Below are 21289 nucleotides of genomic sequence, written 5' to 3'. Positions count from 1 at the left end.
GCTTCACAAGCTAAGGGGTCTAGGCGCGCTGTCCAAGGGCTGCGCGAAAAAAGATATCATGCGGCGATATTTTCCCACCCTTGAATTTCAGTGGCCCTTTCGTATATACGAACATGTATCCAGATGGTGGGCGACATGATCGAAACAAAAATCCGTAAAGTTGGCAATTCGGCGGTCATGACATTGACCACAGAAATGCTGACACTCCTTGATGCCAAGGAAGGCGACACGCTGTTTGTTCTGCGCGGGGATGATGGCAGTTTAAAGATTACGCTGCATGACCCGGCACTGGCGGAGGCCTTGGCCGCCGCAGAAATCGTGATGGATGAAAATCGCGACCTGCTTCAGGCGCTTGCGTGACGGGGCCTGTCTGGGTTCCTCTTGCCGCCATAATCGCTATTCATGACCGACAAATCGCCCGCCATGGCGGGGCCGCTGGTTTGCGGGACCGTGCTTTGCTGGAAGCGGGCTGCGCGCGGGCGATGAATCGCGCTGCCTATTCCGATGCGACGCAGGCGCAGATTGCAGCCGCTTACGCGTTCGGGATCAGCAAGGCGCATGCGTTTGTTGATGGCAACAAGCGCAGCGCCTTTGTGACCGCGCTGACATTTCTGCGCCTGAACGGGCATGCGTTTCAGACAAACCCGGTATTGGGTGTGCGGATGATGGAAGACTTGGCCGCGAGTGCAATCGATGAGGCGCGTTTCGCAGAGTGGCTCTGTCAAGGGATGACTGCGATCTGACAGCACGCCCCGGCCTTGCGGTCGGGGCGTGCTGCATGGCGTTATCCGGCGGCTGTGACCGCGCGGCGTGTCATCACCCCCACCAGATGCGCGCGGTATGCCGCCGTGCCGTGCAGGTCCGCGATCATTTCATGCGGTGAACAACCCAGCGATGCGAGCGCGTCGGCGCTGAAATTGGATGACAGCGCCGCCTCTGCCTCTGCCCAGCGGAAGACGCCGTTTTCCGACGCGCCCGTAATCGCCACACGCACGCCGCTGGCGTAGCGCGCCACGAACGCTGCGGTCAGCGCGAAGCGCGAGGCGGGTTGCACGAATTTCGCATAGGCCGACGCTTGCGGGATGGGGAAGCGCACCGAGGTGATGATCTCGCCTTCCTCCAGGGCGGTCGCGAACATGCCCTGAAAGTAGTCATCTGCGCCAATCTCGCGTCGGTCGGTCACGATGGTCGCGCCCGTGCCAAGGGCCGCCGCCGGGTAGCAGGCGGACGGGTCGTTATTGGCAAGGCTGCCGCCGATGGTGCCGCGATTGCGCACAGCGGGGTCTCCGATCTGGCCAGCCAAGGCCGCTAGACCGGGGAAGTCGCCCGCTGCATCGCGCGCAACCTGCGCATGGGTCGTGGCGGCCCCGATCACCAGCGTATCGCTTTCACGGCAGACGCCGACAAGGTCGGGAATGCCCGTCAGGCTGACCAAAGTGCCAGGCGCGTTCAGCCGCGCCTTCATCGACGGGATCAGGGTTTGCCCGCCCGACAGCGGCTGTGCGTCGTCATCCGCCAGCACCGCGACCGCATCTGCGACCGATCCGGGTTTCACGAAGTCGAAATTATACATGGGTTTCCCTCCTTTACCCTTGCATCGCGGCCCAGACGCGCGATGGCGTCAGCGGCATGTCGATATGGGTGATCTGCGTGTGGCCTGCGCGGTGCAGCGCATCAATGGCGGCATTGACCACCGCGGGGGGTGAGCCAATCGCCCCGGCCTCGCCACAGCCTTTCACCCCCAGCGGGTTGTGCGTGCAAGGCGTGACGCAGCTATGATCGACCGTGAAGCCGCGCATGTCATCGGCGCGTGGCATGGTGTAATCCATGTAGCTGCCCGACAAAAGCTGACCTTGGTCATCATAGACACAGTTTTCCAGCAACGCCTGCCCGATGCCTTGGGCAAGCCCCCCATGCACCTGCCCCTCAACGATCATCGGGTTCACGATATTGCCGAAATCATCAGCGGCGATGAAGCGCAGGATGTCGATCTTGCCGGTGTCCGGGTCCAGCTCAATCTCGCAGCCGTAAGCGCCCGAGGGGTAGGTGAAGTTCGACGGGTCGTAGAAGGCCGTTTCCTCAAGCCCCGGCTCCAGTTCCTCCAGCGGGTAGTTATGCGGCACATAGGCCGCAAGCGTGACACCCGACCAATCCACGGATTTGTCGGTGCCCGCCACGCTGAATTTGCCGTCCTTCAACTCGATATCCTCGGGCGCGGCTTCCAGCAGATGGGCGGCGATCTTCTTGGCCTTGTCGATGATCTTGTTGGTGGCTTTGACAATAGCCGAACCACCAACGGCCAAGGAGCGAGAGCCATAGGTGCCCATGCCCATTGGTGTGTTGGACGTGTCGCCATGGTGAATTTCGATGCTGTTGGCATCCACCCCGATCATGTCTGCGACCACTTGGGCGAAGGTGGTTTCGTGCCCCTGCCCGTGACTGTGGCTGCCGGTATAGACGCTGATAGACCCGGTGGCATTCACCCGCACAGACGCCGATTCGTAAAGCCCCGCCCGCGCGCCCAACTGGCCCACAAGGTTCGAGGGCGCAATGCCGCAAGCCTCGATGTAATGCGCAATACCAAAGCCGCGCAGCTTGCCGTTCTTTGCGCTTTCGGCCCGGCGCGCTTCAAAGCCCGCGTAATCGGCAAGCTCCAGCATTTTATCCATCGTGGCGTGATAATTGCCGGTATCATAGACCACCGCGACCGGGGTCTGATACGGGAATTCTTCGGGCTTGATGAAGTTCTGGCGGCGCAATTCGATCGGGTCCACACCCAATTCGCGCGCGGCCTTGTCAACCAGCCGTTCCAGTTGGAACGTGGCCTCTGGCCGCCCGGCCCCGCGATAGGCATCGACGGGCACGGTGTTTGTGAAGACCGCTTTGACGTTGACGTAAATCAGCGGGGTTTTATAGTTCCCGGCCATCAGCGTGCCGTGCAACCATGTCGGGATTGATGGCGCGAAGGTGGACAGATACGCGCCCATATTGGCGTAGGTTTCCGTGCGCAGCGCGGTGAAGTTGTGATCCGCATCCAGCGCCAGTTCGATCTTTGTCTTGTGATCGCGCCCATGCGCGTCAGAAATGAAGGCTTCCGACCGCGACGAGGTCCATTTCACCGGGCGTTTCAAGACCTTGGCGGCATAGGTGCAGAACGCTTCTTCCGCGTAGTGATAGATTTTCGAGCCGAACCCGCCGCCCACATCAGGGGCCACGACCCGCAGCTTGTGTTCGGGAATGTTCAGCACGAACGCGCCCATCAGCAAGCGAATGACATGCGGGTTCTGGCTGGTGGTATAGAGCGTGTGATTGTCGCCCCACGGGTCGTAATCGCCCACGGCAACGCGCGGCTCCATGGGGTTGGCGACAAGGCGGTTATTGGTCAGTTCCAGACTGACCACATGCGCGGCGCTGTCAAAGGCCGCATTCACTGCATCCTTGTTTTCCTCGACAAAGCCCCAATCGTAGCAAAGGTTCGAGGTCAGGTCGTCATGCACCAATGGCGCACCGTCCGCCAGCGCGGCTTTCATGTCGACGACGGGGTCCAGCTCTTCGATATCCACCTCAATCGCCTCGGCGGCATCGCGGGCCTGCGCGTAGGTTTCGGCCACCACGGCGCAGATCGGGTCGCCCACATGGCGCACTTTGCCTTCGGCCAGAATGGGGTGTTTGGGTTCCTGCATCGGCTGGCCGTGCTTGTCGGTCACCTGCCAACCGCAGGGAATACCGCCCGCGCTGTCGAAATCGGCGGCGGTGAACACTTTCAGCACGCCATCCATCGCCTCGGCGGCGGAACTGTCGATCCCCTTTATGCGTCCATGCGCGATGTCAGAGCGCAGGAAATGCACATAGGTTTGCCCGCGCAGGTTGATATCGTCGGTGTATTTGCCGTTCCCGGTCAGGAAACGCGTATCTTCGCGCCGCTTCACGCTGGCGCCGATGCCGTCATCTTTTGGCATGTCAGTCCTCCCTGAAAATCTGCTGGTCTTATTCAGCCGCCAGCGCGCCTGCTTCCTGCCCTGATGCGGCCATCACGGCCCGCACAATGTTCTGATACCCGGTGCAACGGCAGATATTGCCTTCCAGATAATGGCGCACCTCCTCCTCTGAGGGCTTGGGGTTCTCGGCCAAGAGTGCCGCCGTGCTCATCACCATGCCCGGCGTGCAAAAGCCGCATTGTAGCCCATGATAATCCTTGAACGCTTGCTGGATGCGGCCAAGGCTGCCATCTGCGTTGGCCACGCCTTCGATGGTCGTGACCTCTGCGCCGTCCAGATCATGGGCAAACGCGGTGCAGGATTTGATCGCCTGCCCGTTCACCAACACCACGCAAGCGCCGCATTGACTGGTGTCACAGCCGACATGGGTGCCGGTCAGTTCCAACCCTTCGCGCAGAAAACCCGACAGCAGCGTGCGTCCTTCGACCTCTGCACTTCTTTCGCGGCCATTTACCGTCATTGTTACTTTGCTCATGTGGCTCCTCCCATCATTGGCTTTGACCAGAGTGAACCATGGAACCGCGCGCACGCCTATACGACCTTGGGTGTAGCCTGTTGCGGCGCTTTACAGTGCGGCACCGACACGCCAATATGCGCGGGTGACAACCAGACCGGAGGGCACATGCGCAAATTCCTTGTCATCCTTGATGACAGCCGCGAATGCCTGAACGCCATGCGCTTTGCCGCGATGCGCGCTTCGCATACCAAGGGGCAGGTGCAGATTCTGTCGATCATCTCTCCGGAAGAATTTCACGGCTTCATGGGCGTGGCGGATGTCATGCGTGCCGAGGCCCGCGAGCGCATAGAGGCGCATTACGAGGTGTTCGCCAAATGGATGCGCGACCGCCAAGGGGTGAACCCCGAGCTGGTCATCCGCGAGGGCGAGGCGGTGGCCGAAATTCTGGCGCAAATTCAGGATGATCCAGAGATTGGTATTCTGGTTCTGGGCGCCGGCACCGAAGGCAACAATCCCGGCCCGTTGGTGACGCAACTGACGCGATCTTCGGGCACGCTGCCGGTGCCGATTACCATCGTTCCCGGTGAGTTGACACGCGAACGGCTGGAAGCGATCTCCAAGGGTTGATCCATCGCGTCTGGCAGATGTCGTGTCGTGAGTATTTTTGGCAAGATGAAATGGAAAGGACGCACGGATGAAACTGGTGCGCTTTGGGGCTGTGGGGCAGGAAAAGCCTGGGTTTCTGGATGCAGAGGGGCGGTTGCGCGATCTGTCCGGGATGGTGCCGGATTTCGCGGGCAAGACGGTCGCACTTACCGCGCTGGCGGAGCTGGCCGCGCGCGATCTGACCGCGGCGCCCTTGGTTGAAGGGTTGGTGCGGCTGGGCGCGCCCTTGGCCTGGGTGCCGAATTTCTACTGCATCGGGTTGAACTATGCCGCCCATGCCGCAGAGACGGGTGCTACAAAGCCAAGCGAGCCGTTGGTGTTTTCCAAGGCCAGCTCGTCTTTGGCGGGGCCAGAAGATGACATCATCATCCCCCAAGGCGCGTCGCGCGTGGATTGGGAGGTGGAACTGGGCGTGGTGATCGGGGCCCCGGCGCTGAACATTCCCGAAGCCGAGGCACTGGACTATGTTGCGGGCTATGTTGCGGTGAATGACGTGTCGGAACGGACCTTCCAGAAGGACCGGGGCGGCCAGTGGATAAAGGGCAAATCCGCGCCATCCTTCGGCAAGATCGGGCCTTGGTTCGTGACCCGCGACGAGGTGCCGGACCCGCAGGCGCTGGATGTGTCGCTGGTGGTGAACGGGGACGCGCGGCAAGGCTCGAACACATCCGACATGATCTTTTCGGTCTCGGAAATCGTGGCTTACATGTCGACCTTCATGCGGTTGATGCCGGGTGACGTGATCGCCACGGGCACGCCTTCGGGGGTTGGCTTGGGCATGGTGCCGCCGCAATTTCTAACCGCTGGCGACACGGTCGTGCTGGAGGTGGACGGGCTTGGACGGCAAGTGTCGAAGGTGGTGGCGGCCTGAACAGACCGCCACGCGCGCGCGCTCAGCCCCCGTTCAGCATATGCGCGATTTCGTCTTTGAGCGCCAACCGCTCGCGACGCATACGGGATTCTTCGTCTTCGGAGACAGGTTCAACATGTGTCTCGGCGCGGTGAATGGCACGGTTCACGTTGTGGTAGCTGTCAAAGAGCTTGGCGAAATGGGCGTTTTCCTGCTTCAGGCGATGCAATTCCTCTACCTGCTGCGGAAATTCCTCGGCCAGTTCATGTGGGGTGTGGGACATGTTCGCTCTCCTGTCATTGCTTACGAGAAGAGTGTAAGGGATTGCGCCGCAACCGCCTTGATCTGGCGCAATATCAGCGGCGGCCTTGCCAAAGTTGATAGAGCCACAGCAGCGCCAGCGACCCCAGAAGCGCCAGCACGAACCCGCCGACCCACCCCGCTGACGCCATCATGAACCGAAACCCAAGGCCGCCGACGACCGCGCCCAAGACCCCGATAACCATCGCGGTTGGCAGGTCGGTATTCATCCGCATCAGCCGTGTGGCGATGACACCGGCAAGTGCACCGACCACGATGAGGAGGACGACGGGCATCTAGGCCCCCGTCTGTGCCGCGATTTCCGCGCGCGATTGCCGCCCGCGTTCGGTCGCGGATTTAAGCTGCCCACAGGCGGCCATGATATCTTCGCCACGCGGGGTGCGGATGGGGCTGGCATAGCCTGCCTTATGGACGATATCGGCGAAACTTTCGATCCGCGCCCAGTCCGACCGTTGGTAGGGCGCGCCGGGCCATTCATTGAATGGGATCAGGTTAATCTTGGCCGGAATCCCCGCGATCAGCCGCACAAGACGGCGCGCATCGGCATCGCTGTCGTTTACGTCTTTCAGCATGACATATTCAAAGGTGATCCGCTCGGAATTCGATATGCGCGGGTAATCGCGCAAAACGTCCAGCAAGGTCTTGATATTCCAACGCTTGTTGATGGGCACCAGTTTGTCGCGCACCTCATCTGTGGTGGCGTGAAAGCTGATCGCCAGAAGGCAGCCGATTTCTTCTGCCGTGCGCGCAATTTCAGGCACCACGCCCGACGTGGACAGCGTGATCCGACGGCGCGAAATGGACAGCCCTTCGCCATCCATCACGACTTTCATCGCGTCACGCACATTGTCGAAATTGTAAAGCGGCTCTCCCATGCCCATCAGCACGACATTGCTGACAAGGCGGGTTTCGTTCTTGGGGGCGCCGGGTTCAGGCCATTCGCCCAAGTCATCGCGGGCAACCAGCACCTGCCCGACAATTTCCGCCGCTGTCAGGTTGCGCACCAGTTTCTGGGTGCCGGTATGGCAAAAGGAACAGGTCAGCGTGCAACCCACCTGGCTGGAAACACACAAGGTGCCGCGGTTTTCTTCGGGGATATAGACGGCCTCAACCTCGTGCCCGCCAGCAATGCGCAGCAGGTATTTGCGCGTGCCGTCCTCGGACACCTGCCGCGAAACAATTTCCGGTCGGTCCAGAGTAAAGGCCGCGTCCAGCTGGTCGCGGTAGCCCTTGGCAAGGTTGGTCATAGAGGCGAAATCCTGCACGCCCCAATGGTAGACCCATTGCCAGATCTGGCCCACGCGCATCTTGGCTTGGCGTTCGGGGGTGCCGATTTGCGCCAACGCCTCTGCCATTTGCGCGCGGGTCAGACCGACAAGAGAGCGTTTCCCACCCTCTGGCAGCTTGCGCGGCAGGGTCAGCACGTCTTGGGTGATGGGGGCATTGGCGGTCATGGGGCGGGCTTTCGTTTCGGACTTGGCCTAGTATATAATAAAGCCGCCCGGAAAAGACAGTCCGGGCGGCCATTGCAGCGGGCAAAACCCGTGAAATCAGTTAGCGCATTGGCGCAGTGCTTCTTCGGTTGCGGCGGTAAAGCCGAACAGCGAGAATGTGTCGCGCGTGTCGGTCCCGCGCGAGGACCGGGCGGTCAGCACGGCCTCTGCCCCGGCGCGCAATGTGGCGAGGATGCGCGCGTCTTCCTCTTCAGAGCCCGACCACGCCCATTCGCCATTCACGAAAAGCTGGTATTGAGTGTCGCCCACGGTCAGGCCCACGGTCGAATCGGGGGCGAAAGGGTAGCCGCCGGTAAAGGAAATGACGGGCATTGTGTTGCCAGAGCGGTAGGTGGCAAACAACAGGATATCGCCGCGCCGCACCTGAACCGGGCTGCCGCCGCGCGTGTTGACGGTTTCGCGCGGGGCAGACACGGCCCAGCATTCTTTGGGGTCTTCTGCGACAAACACGCTCCAGGCGGTGTCCGCTGCCACGCGATTTGTCGACACCTGCGCCTGCACCGCGCCGCCTGCAAGTGAAAGGGCGAGTGCTGCGCCCAGTGCCATCCCGGCTTGGTTTCGTGCGTGGAACACCATCTGCTAGCTTGCCTCCGAGCTGTTCGATCCGTTAGATCGGGCCTGTTCGCGCCCGTTTCACACGCAAGTGCGATTTGGGCTGTCACCTTTTCATTGGTTTTCATAACCTTTCGATAGTCGAAGTTCAAAGCCCTAGCGTTAAAAAATCGCGCAAGCGTGAATCGATCTGCGCAATTAGGACAGGATAAGCAAGATCATGCCGAAGCAAGACAGCCCCGGACCCGCCATAATCGCACAGGGCGCGGTGCCCATGGTTGAACTGTGGCGCGGCGACAGGCTGGAATCGGTCCATCAGGGCCATGCGGTTGTCATGCGTGCGGATGGCAAGATTGTAGAGTCGTGGGGGCGGCCCGATGTGGTGATCTACCCGCGCTCCAGTTGCAAGATGGTGCAGGCGCTGCCGCTGGTCGAATCGGGCGCGGCCAAGGGGCTGAGCACAGCGCAATTGGCGCTGGCCTGCGCGTCGCATCAGGCAAGCGCGCTGCATGTCGGGATGGTCACGCGCTGGTTGGACGATCTGGGCCTGTCGGATGACGACCTGCGCTGCGGCAGCGCCCCTCCGGGCGACATTGCAGAGCGCGACCGGCTGATCTGCACCCATGCCGAACCTTGCCAAAGCCACCATGAATGTTCGGGCAAACATGCAGGCTTTCTGACGCTGAACCACCATTTGCGCGGCGGGTCCGAATATGTCGACCCCGATCACCCCGTGCAACGCGCCGTGCGGGATGCGTTCGAGGATGTGACCGGTCAACGCTCTCCGGGATATGGCATTGACGGGTGTTCGGCGCCGAATTTTGCCACCGAATTGCAAGGTCTGGGGCTGGCGATGGCGCGATATGCTGCTGCCCGTGAGGGCGTGGGCGACTTGCGCGCGCAGGCCTTGGCACAGTTGCGCAACGCGATGATGGCGCATCCAGAGATGGTCGCAGGAGAGGCCAAAGCCTGCACCAACCTGATGCGCGCCACCAAGGGCCGCGCCGCAGTCAAGACCGGCGCAGAGGCGGTGTTCGTGGCGATGTTGCCGGAACAGGGTTTGGGCATTGCGCTGAAAATCGCGGATGGCGGCATACGCGCATCAGAGGCCGCGATGACCGGACTGCTTTTGCGGTATGGCGTGCTGGATGCTGCGGACCCGGTGGTTACGCAATATATTGGCCCGCTACACAACCGTCGCAACATGATGGTGGGCGACACGCGGCTTGCTGCAGGCTTTGCCTGAGCAGGGTTTCGCCGCAGCGCGGCAAAGCGGCTTTCCCCCATGCGGCCTTTCGGCTAGACACAGCCAACCGTTGCCAGAGGAGATTCCAGATGTTCAAATTTTTGTTCGGAAACAAGGCCGAAACGCCGCAAGTCAAGCGCGAGACGCAACGTGAGACGATAGAGCGCGCTCAATCTGAAATAAATGAGATCCTCGCCACGCTCAGCCCCAAGCCGCGCATCACAATCTACCCCGAGGAAGGCAGCTTCACCATTGACCTGCCCGAACAGATGCCGGACGAGGCCAAGGCCCTGCCCGCGCCCGCAGCGTCCAAGGACTGATCCTGCCGCTTGCCCATTGCGCGCCTGTGTCGTAGCGTCACACCCGAACCAATGGGAGGATGACCGCCAATGAGCGATAAACCGCAAGCCTTCGAAACGTTGCAGGTCCATGCCGGGGCGAATGCAGACCCGGCCACCGGCGCGCGGCAGGTGCCGATCTATCAGACCACGGCCTATGTGTTTCGCGATGCCGACCACGCGGCGGCGCTGTTCAACCTGCAAGAGGTGGGCTTCATTTATTCGCGGCTGACGAACCCGACGGTGTTCGCGCTGCAAGACCGGATGGCCGCCCTTGAAGGCGGCGCAGGCGCGGTGGCCTGTTCCTCTGGCCACGCGGCGCAGATTCTGGCGCTGTTTACCATTATGGGGCCGGGGCTGAACATCGTGGCGTCAAACCGGCTTTATGGCGGGACGGTCACGCAGTTTTCCCAGACGATCAAGCGTTTCGGTTGGTCGGCCACTTTTGTCGATATCGACGATGCCGCCGCTGTCGAAGCCGCAATCGACGAGAATACGCGCGCGGTGTTCTGCGAATCCATCGCCAATCCCGGCGGCCATATTGCCGATCTGCCGGCACTGGCGGCGATTGCCGACAAGCACGGCATTCCGCTGATTGTAGATAATACGACCGCCACGCCCTATCTGTGCCGCCCGATCGAACATGGCGCGACTTTGGTTATCCATTCCTTGACCAAATACCTGACCGGCAACGGCACCGTCACCGGCGGCTGTATTGTCGATTCGGGCAAGTTCGACTGGTCCGCCAACGACAAGTTCCCCGCGCTCTCGCAGCCGGAACCAGCCTATCACGGGCTGAAATTCCACGAAGCGCTTGGACCGCTGGCCTTCATGTTCAATGCGATTGCCGTGGGCATGCGCGACCTGGGCATGACGCTGAATCCGCAAGCCGCGCATTATACGCTGATGGGGATTGAAACCCTGTCCTTGCGGATGGAGCGCCATTGCGAAAACGCGATCAAGGTTGCGGAATGGTTGGAAAACCACCCGGCGGTCGATCATGTGACCTATGCCGGGCTGAAATCCTCGCCCTATTACGACCGTGTGGCCAAGATATGCCCCAGGGGCGCGTCCTCGTTGTTCACCTTCGCGCTGAAGGGTGGCTATGAAACCTGCGTAAAGCTGATCGATTCCGTGGACCTGTTCAGCCATGTTGCCAATCTTGGTGACACGCGTTCGCTGATTATCCACTCGGCGTCGACCACGCACCGGCAATTGACCGAAGAACAGCAGATCGCCGCCGGGGCTGCCCCGAACGTGGTGCGCGTGTCCATCGGCACCGAAAACGCAGATGATATCATCGCCGATCTGGAACAGGCTTTGGCCAAGGCAACGGCCTGATATATTGGCCGCGCGCCTTACGCCGGGCGCGCGGCCAAGCAATTTTTCGCTATACCGGCCCTCGGCACGGGTTTTCCGACTCCCGATACTGTCTGGAATTTGTTAAGGCCAAGCCATGAAACCAAATTTTGCTCTTGGTCTGACAGAGGATGGCATCACGCTATGGCAGCGGGATGACGCCGGATGGTTGCGCGTCGGCGCGGTGCCGATGGACGCGGGCGACATTGATGCGCAGATGCAGGCGCTTGTGGCCAAAGCCCGCGCGCTAGCGCCCGATGGGATCGCGACCAAGCTGGTCATTCCCGATGACCAGATCTTGTATACCGACATGCCCACGCAGCAGGATGACCACGCCATCCGCGCAGCACTGGAGGGCAGGACACCCTATCCTGTCGAAGAGCTGGAGTTCGACTGGCAGAAAAGTGACGGCACCCTGAGCGTGGCCGTGGTCGCACGAGAGACGCTGGTAGAGGCCGAGGAATTTGCGCGCGCGCAGGGTCTGAACCCGGTGTGTTTCGTGGCCGCGCCGCAGTCGGGCAGGTTTGACACAGAACCGTTTTTTGGCCGTGTGGACGGGGTGTCCGACAACCCAGAGGATTTGGGCCGCGGCGGCCCCATCCTGCGCGAAACGGGCCTGGCCAAGCTGGAAAAGCCCACGCCGACACCCGGCGTCAAGACTGGCCCTGCACCCGCCGCCACGCCGGAGAAGAAAACGCCCTCGCCCAAGGCTGAAACCGCGCCGTCCCCTTTGGCCAAAGACAAGCCTGCGGAGACGCCGGAAAAGGCTGCCAAAACGGCAACAAAGCCGGAACCGGACAAGTTCGATTTCGGCAAGCGGACTGTGTCCAGCGAAACGCCCAAGCCCGCCAAAGCCGATGCGGCGAAACCGCCAACAGCGCCTGCGAAAGCCCTGACAACAGAGGCGACCAAAGAGAAAGACGTTGCGGCACCGGCGGCGTTCCGGTCACGGCGGGCTGTGCCCGGCGCGTCTTCCGCGCCCGCAACGCCGCCCTCGCCCAAAGCCGCCCCTGTCAACAAAGCCCTGACCGCCTTGGCGAAATCGCGCAGCCTGTCGCTGGGCAGTCTGGGTGGGGCCGTCTTGGCAGAACGGTTGCGCGCCTCTGTCGCCACGCCGGTTAGCCGCGCCACCAGCAGTTTGCGCGGCGCAACAGGCCTTTTGAAAAGTAGAACGGCGTCAGACTCGAAAGCTGCGACGCCGGCCCAAGCGGCATTGGCGCGTGTGGATGCGTCAAAGTCTGCTCCGAAAGCGCCTGCCAAATCGGCGCCACCCGCCAAACCAGCCAGCTCCGCGGCGCCTCGTAAAGCTGCGGCAGACACAGAGGCAGATCGTCTGACAGTTTTCGGCGCACGCCGCCATGAAACGCTAAGCGAACCAAGGCTTCCACGGCGCGCGCTTGCCATCAGCGGCGCGGCACTTCTTCTGGTGCTGGCGGTGGTTGTCTGGGTGTTCTACTTTACAAGTAACCAGGAACCAGAGCTGGCGCAGCCAGTCCTGCCCGAAGACGCGGCCAGCGACATCGCCGCTCCGGACGCGTTGGCCCTGCCCGGCACGGAGGAAGAAGACCCGGTCGAAGCGGCCCTTGGTGTGACCGATGCCGCGCAACAACAAGGCGGCACCGAATCGGTCGAGAGCGCGGCACCGGAGAGCATCGCTTCGGACGGCACGGCCCCGGCCATCGACGCCCCGGCGCAAACTGCGGGCAGGCTCGCCGCGTTGCGGTCGGTTCGGGCCATAGCCCCCAATGCGCCGGGGGAGTTGCCCTCTGTTCAGGCTGCGCCTGCCCCCTTCGGCACAACACCGTTACCACCTTTGCGCGGCGCAGAGCTGCCGCAGGTGATAGACGAGGCTGACGTGGCCGCAGCCGAGCCAACCCTGCCACCGGGAGAGGACTTGCTGGAGATCAGCGTCACCCAAAGCCGCCCGGCCGTTGTGCCGCCCGCGCGTCCCGAAGGGCTTGCGCCAGAACCAGAGCCCGCCCCGGAACCACCGGCTGAGGAGGTCGCGCCACAAGATGAAAGCGCGGTGGAAGTTGGTGTCACCGAAGGCACGCCGCCCATCGTGCCGCCCACCCGACCAGAGGATATTGCGCCCGAACCGCCCGCCAATGTGGAAACCGGGCCGGATGCTGCGCCCGATGCAGAGACATCTGACGATCAGGCTAGCCTGACGCCGCCTCCGGGCGGCGTTGCGCTTACCCTGCTTGCGCCCCGATCACGCCCTGCCGAGATTGTCGAACGCGCCGTGGCGCAGGCAGAGCAGTTTGCCAGCGCGACACCGCAGGCGGTTGCCGCATCTTTGCGCCCTTCGGCACGGCCCGGCGAATTCTCGGAGATCGTGCAGCGCACGCTGGCCACGGCCCGCATCCGCGCGGTTGCCGAACCGCAGGCCGAAATCGTTCAGGCATCCGCTGCATCCGCTGCACCGCGCATCCCCAGCTCTGCCTCTGTTACGCGCGCTGCGACCCAGACACGCGCCATAAACCTGCGCCAGATCAACCTGTTGGGGGTGATGGGCACGCCCTCTGCCCGGCGCGCCTTGGTGCGGCTGGACAATGGGCGCGTCGTAACCGTAGAGGTGGGCGAGCGACTGGATGGCGGCGAAGTTACCGCCATCGGCGAAAGCGAATTGCGATATAACAAGCGTGGGCGCGATGTCGTGCTGCGCATTGCGTCCTGAGGGACGCGCCAACAAGATCGAGCCAGACATGCAAGAAAAAACCGTTTCTCCCGCCGTCAAGATCGGGCTGGAGCTTGGCCCCGTCTTTCTGTTCTTCGTGGGCTATGTCCTGACCCGCGGGCAAAGCTATACGATCGGCGGCACCGAATATGCCGCCTTCATCCTTCTGACCGCCGCTTTCATCCCGGTGATGGCGCTGGCGACCTTCCTGCTGTGGCGCTTGTCGGGACGGCTAAGCAAGATGCAGCTTGTCACGCTGGTCATGGTGGTGGTGTTCGGCGGGCTGACGGTCTGGCTGAATGATGACCGGTTCTTCAAAACCAAGCCGACGGCCATTTATGGCATTTTCGCCCTGTTGCTGGGGATCGGGCTGCTGCGCGGGCAAAGCTGGCTGGAACTGGTGATGGAAGGCGCGCTGCCGCTGACGCATGAGGGCTGGATTTTGCTGACCAAGCGATTGGCGCTGATGTTCTTTGCCATGGCCTGCGCAAATGAACTGGTCTGGCGCAATTTCTCGACCGATATGTGGGTGAATTTCCGCACATTCGGGCTTCCGGTCGCGCTATTCGGGTTCTTCCTGCTGCAAGCGCGGTTGTTCGAGCGCTACAAATCCGACCCAAGCTAAACTGCACGCAGCCGGTCGCGGTTGAGCGCCAGCCAATAGGCGGTTGTCAGCAACGGGCCGTTCTGGATTTCGCCGCTTTCCACAAGCTGCATCAACCGCGCAAAGCTGATGACGTGGCGGCGGATGTCCTCGTGCTCTGACTCTAGCCCGCCGATGGCGCGGTCGTCTTCCGGCAATTTGCAGAGCGCGACATATTGGAACAGACATTCGCTGATCGAACCGGGCGATGGGTAGGATTGCCCGACAAACCGCAGGGCGCCGGCGGACAGTTTCAGAGAGGCCTCTTCCTGCGCCTCACGCAGGGCGGCGCCTTCGGGCCGTTCCCCGGCATCGATGCGACCGGCAATCGCTTCGAGCGACCAGCAATTCGCAACGTCGCGCAGATACAGGCCATAGCGGAACTGTTCCACCAGCAGCACGCAATCGCGCACCGGGTCATAGGGCAGCACCGTGACCGCATCGGTCATCACGAAACCCGCGCGGCGCACAACCGGGCTAAGCGTGCCATCAAAGCGGCGAAAGCGCAGATCATCGGACTGCACCCCGAAGAAATAGGCATAGGGCTGCGCAGTCGATACGCTGTCCACATCGTCGCGCTGCGCGGCGCGGCGCAAATTATGCGGTGCGGGTTCAGAGCGTCCGCGCAGCCGCGCACAGGCATGTGCCAGCAGCATTGGATACCGCACAGACAGCGCCTCTGTGCTGTGCACGCGGGCAAGCGCCATGATCTCTGTGCTGGCCAGAATAGCAGCCTCGCCCATCTGCGCAACCCAATCCGCCAGCACCCAGGGCGCCGCGTCGATCAGTGTGAGCGCTTGCGCCGGGCGATAGAGCCAGACATGGCCGCCCTGCCCGTCTGGCACAGAGTGTCGTGTGTAGTCGAAGAGCGATTCATAGAGGTCCAGCCGGGCAAGCTGTGTGGCATTGGGACGCAACAGACTACCGAAGGCAGACGCACCGTCCCGCGCCACAAGCACCGGATAGCCCGCGTGTTCCAGAACGATATATCCCGGCAATTGCCCGACCTGCGCCGGAGCATCCCCACCCAACACGGCTGCGCGTAAGGGGGCATGGCGCAGCGTTCCGAACAGAAAGACCGGATCGCTCATCGCGCGTTGCGCCGCGCTTCGAACATGCGGAACAGAAGTGACAGGATCACACCGCCGACCACGCAGAATATACCAATGGCGGGCAGAATATCGGGGGTTGCAAGCTGTTGCGCGCCCTCTGCGACATAGCCGAAAAAGCCCTGCATCGCTTCGCCCAGATCATCATACCGGATCTTGTAGCCAAGGCGAAAGGTTTCGACCGTGGCCCCTGCGGCCAAGGCCAGAAAGGCCGCAGCAATAACGCCTTGCACCATGGCAAAGACAGATTTGACAAGCCGCGTTTCGATCCGCGGCCCCGCCACCATCCACCCCGACAGCGCCGCCATGACGGCGGCCACGGTGTTGAACATGCCCGACACGCGTGCCCCCTCTTGCAGCAGTTGGACATTGGTGGCGATATGCACAGCGAATCCCGCGAAGGCGATCATGGCAAACAAGCGCGTTAGCGTTGGTTGGGCGGACATCACAAAACCCCTTACAAATGCTCAGTTTTCGCGCGCGCGCTCCGCTTCGATTTCGCGCCAGCGGGCCACGGCGCGATTATGATCCGCTAAATTTGTGCTAAAACTATGACCACCCGTGCCGTCGGCGACAAAATAAAGGTAGGGCGTGTCATCCGGGTTCAGCGCCGCCGCAATCGCTTGCCGGCCGGGGTTGGCAATCGGCGTGGGCGGCAGCCCGTCAATGCGGTATGTGTTATAGGGCGTGACCGCGTCAAGTTCCGAACGCCGCAGCCCCCTGCCCAAGATACCCTGCCCCAAGGTGATGCCGTAGATCACGGTCGGGTCGGTCTGAAGCCGCATCGGCGTGTTCAGGCGGTTGACGAACACACCCGCCACTTGTGGGCGCTCTTCCGGGTCGGCGGTTTCCTTTTCCACAATAGAGGCCATGATGAGCGCCTCATATGGCGTCTCATAGGGCAGGTCATCGGCGCGGGTTTCCCACAAGTCTGCTAGGATCGCTTCCTGCCGCGCGCGCATCTCGGTCAACAACTCTGCCCGGTCCTGACCACGCGTCACGGCATAGCTATCGGGGGCCAGCCAGCCTTCGTCCGGTTGCGCGCCCATGTCGCCCGACAGGAATTCGGCCTGCCGCAAGCCATCCCATATCTGCCAGCTTGTCACGCCCTCGGCCACGGTGATGCGCAGGCTGATATCGGGCATGGCAATGAAGCGCGCATAATCATCGGGCGGGGTTTCGCCCGCGTCGAACTGCACAACCGTTTCAAAACGCTGCGTTGCCGGGTCCAATTCGCGCACCAGCGTGTCGATGCGTGTGACCCCGATGCGATACTGAATTTCCGAGCCGCAGGTGGACGCGCCACCACGGGTCAGGATATCCATGATCTCATCCATAGAGGCCGCTTCGGGCACCAGATAAGACCCAAAGCGCAACTGGTCGGCGCGTTCGGTATAGCGCGCGCCAATGCGGAACACTTGCGGCGAGCCGATCGCCCCCATTTCCGCCAGTTGGCCAGAGACCTGTTGCAGGTTGGCCCCCGGTGCAACCCGGTAGCAGATCGCCTGCGTCAGCGGGCCTGGCCCGGTAAAGTGACGCTGGCCAGCCGCAATGACGACAGCAAGCGCGATCAAACCCACGATCATCAGGGTGAATGCATTGGCGACGATATGACGGATCATCAGCTTTCCAGTTTGCGCAGGATCAGGCTGGCATTGGTGCCGCCAAAGCCGAAGCTATTGGACAATGCGACGTCGATTTTGCGTTTATGGGCCGCATTCGCGGCCAGGTTCAGCGGAGTTTCCACTGCGGGGTTGTCCAGATTCAGCGTTGGCGGGGCAATCTGGTCACGGATGGCGAGGATAGAGAAGATCGCCTCCACCGCGCCGGCCGCCCCCAGCAAATGCCCGATAGCCGATTTGGTCGAAGACATGGTCGCCGTGCCCGCCGCATCCCCCAGCAAGCGTTCGACCGCGCCCAGTTCGATCGTATCGGCCATGGTAGAGGTGCCATGCGCGTTGATGTAGTCTATTTCCGATGCGTCGATCCCGGCACGCTTGACCGCCGCCTGCATGGACCGCAGCGCGCCATCGCCGTCTTCGGCGGGTGCCGTGATGTGATAGGCGTCGCCCGACATGCCATAGCCGATGATTTCGGCGTAAATCTTCGCGCCACGCGCTTTGGCGTGCTCGTAATCCTCCAGCACCACAACGCCCGCGCCTTCGCCCATCACAAACCCGTCCCGGTCAATGTCATAGGGGCGCGAGGCCGCTTTCGGGTCATCGCCACGCTTGGTGGACAACGCTTTGCAAGCGTTGAACCCGGCAATGCCAATTTCGCAAATCGGGCTTTCCGCACCGCCAGCGACCATCACATCTGCATCGCCCCACTGGATGAGCCGCGCCGCATCGCCAATGGCATGCGCGCCGGTGGAACAGGCTGTCACAACCGCATGGTTCGGCCCTTTGAACCCGTGACGAATGCTGACCTGCCCCGACACAAGGTTAATCAGCGCGGAAGGAATGAAAAACGGCGACACCCGGCGTGGCCCACGGTCGCGCAACAGAATGGATGTATCGGCAATGGATTGCAGCCCGCCAATGCCGGACCCGATCATCACGCCGGTGCGGCAACGCGATTCTTCATCCTGTGGCATCCAGCCGGAATCGTGGATTGCCTGTTCGGCGGCGGCGACGCCATACAGAATAAATTCATCAACCTTGCGGGCTTCTTTCGCTTCCATCCAGTCATCGGGGTTGAAAGTGCCATCCGACCCGTCGCCCCGTGGCACTTCGCAAGCATAGGTGGTCGCCAGGCGGCTGGCATCGAACCGGGTGATCGGCCCGGCGCCGGATTGCCCCTCCAACAAACGCTGCCAAGACGCCTCGACCCCGCAGGCCAGTGGCGTGACCATTCCCAACCCTGTTACGACTACCCTGCGCATCTGGCCCCTCAATTCGTGATACGGTCCCTATATTGTGTCTGATACCCAGAATTCCAATACAGGGGAAGGGGCGCAAGCGTGCCAATGGCGCGGTTTTGCCCCTAGAATGCGGTCGTTTTACGCGGAACACGGCCAAACCCCGCTGCGGTTGTCGCGTGCGGCGTCCACAGACACGCGGCCGGGTCTGTCGCGGTGGTTAGATCACCTCGAACTTATCGACATCGACCATCCCGTAATCCGTGATCTTCAGGTGCGGAATAACCGGCAATGCGATGAAGGCCAATTGCAGGAACGGCTCTTCCAGAGTAACGCCCAGCGATTTTGCCGCCGCGCGCAACGCTACCAGCCGCCTGTGGACCTCTTCGTAGCTGTCGAGCGCCATCAGCCCTGCGACCGGCAGCGGCAATTCCGCTATAATCTTGCCGCCTTGCGCCACAACGAAACCGCCTTCGATCTCTGCCAAACGGTTGGCGGCCAGCGCAAGATCGTCATACTCTATTCCAACGGCCACAATATTGTGGTGGTCATGCGCGACGGTCGCCGCAATCGCGCCCTGCCTCAGGCCAAAGCCGCGCACGAAACCGGTGGCAATATTGCCGTTCTTGCCATGCCGTTCAATGACGGCCACACGCGCCAGATCGCGCGCCGGGTCGGGGCGTTTGTCGCCACCGTCTGGCGCAATGTCGAGCCGCAGATGCTCTGTAATGATCTTGCCCTCTATAATGCCGATCACGGGCGTCTCTGGCGCATTCCCGGCATGGCGAAAATCCTGTGCGCTGACCTTCGGCGCGCGCACAGACTCGCGCGCAACCGGGTCAATCACCTGCCGCCCGGCAAAAGCCGCGTCATCGACCACCTGCCCGCCACAGATGACCATCGCCGCCCGACATGTTGCAAGATCGGGCAGCGCCACGATATCCGCGCGCTTGCCCGGCGCAATCTGGCCGCGATCCTTCAGCCCAAAGGCTTCTGCGGCCGACAGGGTCGCCGCGCGATACACCGCCAGCATATCGCACCCCATGGCGATCAGGCTGCGGATGATGTGGTCAATATGGCCGTGTTCGGCAATATCCAACGGGTTACGGTCATCGGTGCACAGACACATATAAGGCGCGGTCGTGGGCGACAGCAACGGCGCAAGTGCAACCATGTCCTTGCTGACGGACCCTTCGCGGATCAGCACGCGCAAACCCTTTTGCAGCTTCTCGCGGGCTTCTTCGGCAGAGGTGGCCTCATGCTCGGTGCGGATACCGGCTGCGCAATAGGCGTTCAGATCACGCCCCGACAGAAGCGGCGCGTGCCCGTCGATATGGCCGCCCGCAAAGGCATGCAGTTTGGCCATGCAACCGGGGTCGCGGTGAATGACGCCGGGGAAGTTCATGAACTCTGCCAGCCCGATGACAGACGGGTGATCGCGCAAGGCCAGAAGCGCGTCGGCATCCAGCGAAGCCCCAGAGGTTTCCATATGGGTAGAGGGCACGCAAGAGGACAGGTTTACGCGAATATCCATAACCGTGTGTTCCGAGGCGCGCTGGAAATACCGAATACCCTCTGCCCCCGCGACATTGGCAATCTCATGCGGGTCACATATGGCGGTCGTGACCCCGCGCGGGGCCACACAGCGGTCAAATTCATAGGGCGTAACAAGCGAGGATTCGATATGCAGATGTGTGTCGATGAAACCCGGCACCAGAACATGGCCGCTCAGGTCTATGACGCGCGCGCCCTCATAGGCTTCGCCCACGCCCACGATCTGCCCGTCATGGATGGCGACATCACCGCCAAGCCGCGCGCCCGTGACCATACATAGCGTCTGCGCCCCCCGCAGCACCAGATCGGCCACACCCTCGCCCCGCGCAACCGCGATCCGTTCTTCCAACCCCATGTTCTGCCCTTTCCTGCTGCGTCAGCCTATGGCCAGACTGACCCCGAAACCGGTCAGCTTGCAAGGGATTGGAACAGCGCGCGCATACGGCTTTTGGGTTTGGGGGCATAGGCGGTTTCATACAAGGCAAAATCAGCCGCATAGGCCGCTTCCAACCGTCGCGCCAAAGACGGCGACAGCGTCAGTTGCAATTCGGTCGAGGTATTGACACGGTCCAGCGCAAAGCTCTGGCCCAGACGATCCTCCAGAAACGCCTGAAACCCGTCAAACGCGTCATAACAATACAGATGATCCACTGTTTCGCCAGTTTTCGGATGGGTCAGAAAACGCGCCTGCGACCCAACGGCGGCAAAGGCGGGCTGCGTCTCTGCCAGATACCCTTCGACAAACTCATCAAAACTCAGCCCCTTTGTGCTTTGTGGCGTGCCATCCAACCAGGACCCGTGCCGATACCGATACCAGCTGCCCAGCCAATCTTGCGGGTGGCGGATCAGCGCGGCGGTGGTCATAGGGGTTTGGTCGAATATCTGAAGGAATTTCTCAAAACGCCATTTGTAGCGATGAAATGTGCAATGCTTGATGCGCGGATCGCCCTGCAACACAATGTCTGACGCGGGCGCCAAAGCCTGTTCCAAAGCGGTGCTGCCACATTTGGGCGTAGAGAACACCACAAGGCGATGCTTCAAAAATACCAGCAAGCCGTGCGCTCCTGCGTTGTATTGCCCTTCACGGTTGAAAGTAGCAAAGTTTTTGGCCCCGGTCCACCACCCAGAGCAGATTGCGTCTA

General features: G+C 61.7%; 22 protein-coding genes. 9 read left to right on the top strand and 13 right to left on the bottom strand.

Annotated elements, in window-relative coordinates; genetic code table 11:
• Window positions 1-135: 135 nt before the first annotated feature.
• The gene (locus tag M3N55_RS11000; protein ID WP_249058801.1) at window positions 136-360 is read left to right on the top strand and encodes an AbrB/MazE/SpoVT family DNA-binding domain-containing protein; all 225 of its coding nucleotides are present in this window, start codon (window positions 136-138) and stop codon (window positions 358-360) included.
• Window positions 357-743, top strand: a complete 387-nt coding sequence (locus tag M3N55_RS10995) for a type II toxin-antitoxin system death-on-curing family toxin (RefSeq protein ID WP_249058798.1) — start codon at window positions 357-359, stop codon at window positions 741-743. Before M3N55_RS11000 ends, M3N55_RS10995 begins: the two co-directional genes overlap by 4 nt.
• 41 nt (window positions 744-784) lie before the next feature.
• Here the strand turns inward: M3N55_RS10995 and M3N55_RS10990 are convergent, their stop codons facing one another.
• Genes M3N55_RS10990 through M3N55_RS10980 form a run of 3 tightly spaced genes read right to left on the bottom strand, consistent with a single transcriptional unit; the run spans window position 785 to window position 4473 of the window.
• A complete protein-coding gene (locus M3N55_RS10990; RefSeq protein WP_249058796.1) occupies window positions 785-1573 on the bottom strand; it encodes an FAD binding domain-containing protein in 789 nt (262 codons plus the stop codon).
• A gap of 13 nt (window positions 1574-1586) precedes the next feature.
• The gene (locus M3N55_RS10985; protein ID WP_249058794.1) at window positions 1587-3959 is read right to left on the bottom strand and encodes a xanthine dehydrogenase family protein molybdopterin-binding subunit; all 2373 of its coding nucleotides are present in this window, start codon (window positions 3957-3959) and stop codon (window positions 1587-1589) included.
• A gap of 28 nt (window positions 3960-3987) precedes the next feature.
• Window positions 3988-4473, bottom strand: coding sequence for a (2Fe-2S)-binding protein (locus M3N55_RS10980; RefSeq protein WP_249058792.1), 486 nt, complete (start codon window positions 4471-4473; stop codon window positions 3988-3990).
• Between the two features lie 147 nt (window positions 4474-4620).
• On the opposite strand from M3N55_RS10980, the gene M3N55_RS10975 reads away from it, so the two are divergent.
• Together M3N55_RS10975 and M3N55_RS10970 are read left to right on the top strand one after the other, a co-directional pair.
• On the top strand, window positions 4621-5082 hold the full coding sequence (locus M3N55_RS10975) for a universal stress protein (RefSeq protein WP_249058788.1): 462 nt from the start codon (window positions 4621-4623) through the stop codon (window positions 5080-5082).
• Between the two features lie 67 nt (window positions 5083-5149).
• Entirely contained in the window at window positions 5150-5992 is an 843-nt protein-coding gene (locus tag M3N55_RS10970) for a fumarylacetoacetate hydrolase family protein (RefSeq protein ID WP_249058786.1), read from the top strand.
• Between the two features lie 22 nt (window positions 5993-6014).
• Here M3N55_RS10970 and M3N55_RS10965 read toward each other — a convergent pair whose 3' ends face one another.
• From M3N55_RS10965 to M3N55_RS10950, 4 genes are all read right to left on the bottom strand, one after another.
• Window positions 6015-6254 (bottom strand): HP1242/YdcH family protein, encoded by a 240-nt coding sequence (locus tag M3N55_RS10965; RefSeq protein ID WP_249058784.1) that lies wholly within the window; start codon window positions 6252-6254, stop codon window positions 6015-6017.
• Window positions 6255-6327: 73 nt separating this feature from the next.
• Complete coding sequence (locus tag M3N55_RS10960; RefSeq protein ID WP_249058770.1) at window positions 6328-6567, bottom strand: GlsB/YeaQ/YmgE family stress response membrane protein; 240 nt, start codon at window positions 6565-6567, stop codon at window positions 6328-6330.
• Window positions 6568-7746 carry a dual-specificity RNA methyltransferase RlmN gene (rlmN, locus tag M3N55_RS10955; protein WP_249058767.1) on the bottom strand — a complete coding sequence of 393 codons (1179 nt, stop codon included), beginning with the start codon at window positions 7744-7746 and terminating at the stop codon, window positions 6568-6570.
• Between the two features lie 96 nt (window positions 7747-7842).
• Window positions 7843-8382, bottom strand: coding sequence for an invasion associated locus B family protein (locus tag M3N55_RS10950; RefSeq protein WP_249058766.1), 540 nt, complete (start codon window positions 8380-8382; stop codon window positions 7843-7845).
• 196 nt (window positions 8383-8578) lie between these two features.
• On the opposite strand from M3N55_RS10950, the gene M3N55_RS10945 reads away from it, so the two are divergent.
• The 5 genes from M3N55_RS10945 (at window position 8579) to M3N55_RS10925 (ending at window position 14606) form a co-directional block, all read left to right on the top strand.
• Entirely contained in the window at window positions 8579-9604 is a 1026-nt protein-coding gene (locus M3N55_RS10945) for an asparaginase (protein ID WP_249058764.1), read from the top strand.
• Between the two features lie 89 nt (window positions 9605-9693).
• Window positions 9694-9924, top strand: coding sequence for a hypothetical protein (locus tag M3N55_RS10940; protein WP_249058762.1), 231 nt, complete (start codon window positions 9694-9696; stop codon window positions 9922-9924).
• Between the two features lie 69 nt (window positions 9925-9993).
• On the top strand, window positions 9994-11283 hold the full coding sequence (locus M3N55_RS10935; RefSeq protein ID WP_249058761.1) for an O-acetylhomoserine aminocarboxypropyltransferase/cysteine synthase family protein: 1290 nt from the start codon (window positions 9994-9996) through the stop codon (window positions 11281-11283).
• A gap of 115 nt (window positions 11284-11398) precedes the next feature.
• Window positions 11399-13981, top strand: coding sequence for a hypothetical protein (locus M3N55_RS10930; protein ID WP_249058759.1), 2583 nt, complete (start codon window positions 11399-11401; stop codon window positions 13979-13981).
• Window positions 13982-14009: 28 nt separating this feature from the next.
• The gene (locus tag M3N55_RS10925; protein WP_249058757.1) at window positions 14010-14606 is read left to right on the top strand and encodes an inner membrane-spanning protein YciB; all 597 of its coding nucleotides are present in this window, start codon (window positions 14010-14012) and stop codon (window positions 14604-14606) included.
• Here M3N55_RS10925 and M3N55_RS10920 read toward each other — a convergent pair.
• The 6 genes from M3N55_RS10920 to M3N55_RS10895 form a co-directional block, all read right to left on the bottom strand.
• Window positions 14603-15715, bottom strand: a complete 1113-nt coding sequence (locus M3N55_RS10920; RefSeq protein WP_249058754.1) for an NUDIX domain-containing protein — start codon at window positions 15713-15715, stop codon at window positions 14603-14605. The genes M3N55_RS10925 and M3N55_RS10920 overlap by 4 nt on opposite strands.
• Window positions 15712-16179, bottom strand: a complete 468-nt coding sequence (locus tag M3N55_RS10915; protein WP_249058751.1) for a TrgA family protein — start codon at window positions 16177-16179, stop codon at window positions 15712-15714. Before M3N55_RS10915 ends, M3N55_RS10920 begins: the two co-directional genes overlap by 4 nt.
• Before the next feature lie 21 nt (window positions 16180-16200).
• Window positions 16201-17355, bottom strand: a complete 1155-nt coding sequence (gene mltG / locus M3N55_RS10910) for an endolytic transglycosylase MltG (RefSeq protein WP_249058741.1) — start codon at window positions 17353-17355, stop codon at window positions 16201-16203.
• Window positions 17355-18617 (bottom strand): beta-ketoacyl-ACP synthase II, encoded by a 1263-nt coding sequence (fabF, locus tag M3N55_RS10905; RefSeq protein ID WP_249058740.1) that lies wholly within the window; start codon window positions 18615-18617, stop codon window positions 17355-17357. The genes mltG and fabF overlap by 1 nt, the downstream gene beginning before the upstream one ends.
• Window positions 18618-18813: 196 nt before the next feature.
• A complete protein-coding gene (ade, locus tag M3N55_RS10900; RefSeq protein ID WP_249058737.1) occupies window positions 18814-20502 on the bottom strand; it encodes an adenine deaminase in 1689 nt (562 codons plus the stop codon).
• Window positions 20503-20555: 53 nt separating this feature from the next.
• Window positions 20556-21200, bottom strand: coding sequence for a gamma-glutamyl kinase (locus M3N55_RS10895; RefSeq protein ID WP_249058735.1), 645 nt, complete (start codon window positions 21198-21200; stop codon window positions 20556-20558).
• Between the last annotated feature and the right edge of the window lie 89 nt (window positions 21201-21289).

Source organism: Roseinatronobacter domitianus, from assembly GCF_023336755.1.
Classification (GTDB): domain Bacteria; phylum Pseudomonadota; class Alphaproteobacteria; order Rhodobacterales; family Rhodobacteraceae; genus Roseinatronobacter; species Roseinatronobacter domitianus.
Note: the sequence above shows the minus strand (reverse complement) of the source record. Positions and strands in the feature narration are given on the sequence as shown.

Bases quoted from the DNA above. Each gene is read 5' to 3' on its own strand.
- M3N55_RS11000 (WP_249058801.1), top strand. From the start codon at position 136: ATGATCGAAACAAAAATCCGTAAAGTTGGCAATTCGGCGGTCATGACA.
- M3N55_RS10990 (WP_249058796.1), bottom strand. From the start codon at position 1,573: ATGTATAATTTCGACTTCGTGAAACCCGGATCGGTCGCAGATGCGGTC.
- M3N55_RS10985 (WP_249058794.1), bottom strand. From the start codon at position 3,959: ATGCCAAAAGATGACGGCATCGGCGCCAGCGTGAAGCGGCGCGAAGAT.
- M3N55_RS10980 (WP_249058792.1), bottom strand. From the start codon at position 4,473: ATGAGCAAAGTAACAATGACGGTAAATGGCCGCGAAAGAAGTGCAGAG.
- M3N55_RS10975 (WP_249058788.1), top strand. From the start codon at position 4,621: ATGCGCAAATTCCTTGTCATCCTTGATGACAGCCGCGAATGCCTGAAC.
- M3N55_RS10970 (WP_249058786.1), top strand. From the start codon at position 5,150: ATGAAACTGGTGCGCTTTGGGGCTGTGGGGCAGGAAAAGCCTGGGTTT.
- M3N55_RS10965 (WP_249058784.1), bottom strand. From the start codon at position 6,254: ATGTCCCACACCCCACATGAACTGGCCGAGGAATTTCCGCAGCAGGTA.
- M3N55_RS10960 (WP_249058770.1), bottom strand. From the start codon at position 6,567: ATGCCCGTCGTCCTCCTCATCGTGGTCGGTGCACTTGCCGGTGTCATC.
- rlmN (WP_249058767.1), bottom strand. From the start codon at position 7,746: ATGACCGCCAATGCCCCCATCACCCAAGACGTGCTGACCCTGCCGCGC.
- M3N55_RS10950 (WP_249058766.1), bottom strand. From the start codon at position 8,382: ATGGTGTTCCACGCACGAAACCAAGCCGGGATGGCACTGGGCGCAGCA.
- M3N55_RS10945 (WP_249058764.1), top strand. From the start codon at position 8,579: ATGCCGAAGCAAGACAGCCCCGGACCCGCCATAATCGCACAGGGCGCG.
- M3N55_RS10940 (WP_249058762.1), top strand. From the start codon at position 9,694: ATGTTCAAATTTTTGTTCGGAAACAAGGCCGAAACGCCGCAAGTCAAG.
- M3N55_RS10935 (WP_249058761.1), top strand. From the start codon at position 9,994: ATGAGCGATAAACCGCAAGCCTTCGAAACGTTGCAGGTCCATGCCGGG.
- M3N55_RS10930 (WP_249058759.1), top strand. From the start codon at position 11,399: ATGAAACCAAATTTTGCTCTTGGTCTGACAGAGGATGGCATCACGCTA.
- M3N55_RS10925 (WP_249058757.1), top strand. From the start codon at position 14,010: ATGCAAGAAAAAACCGTTTCTCCCGCCGTCAAGATCGGGCTGGAGCTT.
- M3N55_RS10920 (WP_249058754.1), bottom strand. From the start codon at position 15,715: ATGAGCGATCCGGTCTTTCTGTTCGGAACGCTGCGCCATGCCCCCTTA.
- M3N55_RS10915 (WP_249058751.1), bottom strand. From the start codon at position 16,179: ATGTCCGCCCAACCAACGCTAACGCGCTTGTTTGCCATGATCGCCTTC.
- mltG (WP_249058741.1), bottom strand. From the start codon at position 17,355: ATGATCCGTCATATCGTCGCCAATGCATTCACCCTGATGATCGTGGGT.
- fabF (WP_249058740.1), bottom strand. From the start codon at position 18,617: ATGCGCAGGGTAGTCGTAACAGGGTTGGGAATGGTCACGCCACTGGCC.
- ade (WP_249058737.1), bottom strand. From the start codon at position 20,502: ATGGGGTTGGAAGAACGGATCGCGGTTGCGCGGGGCGAGGGTGTGGCC.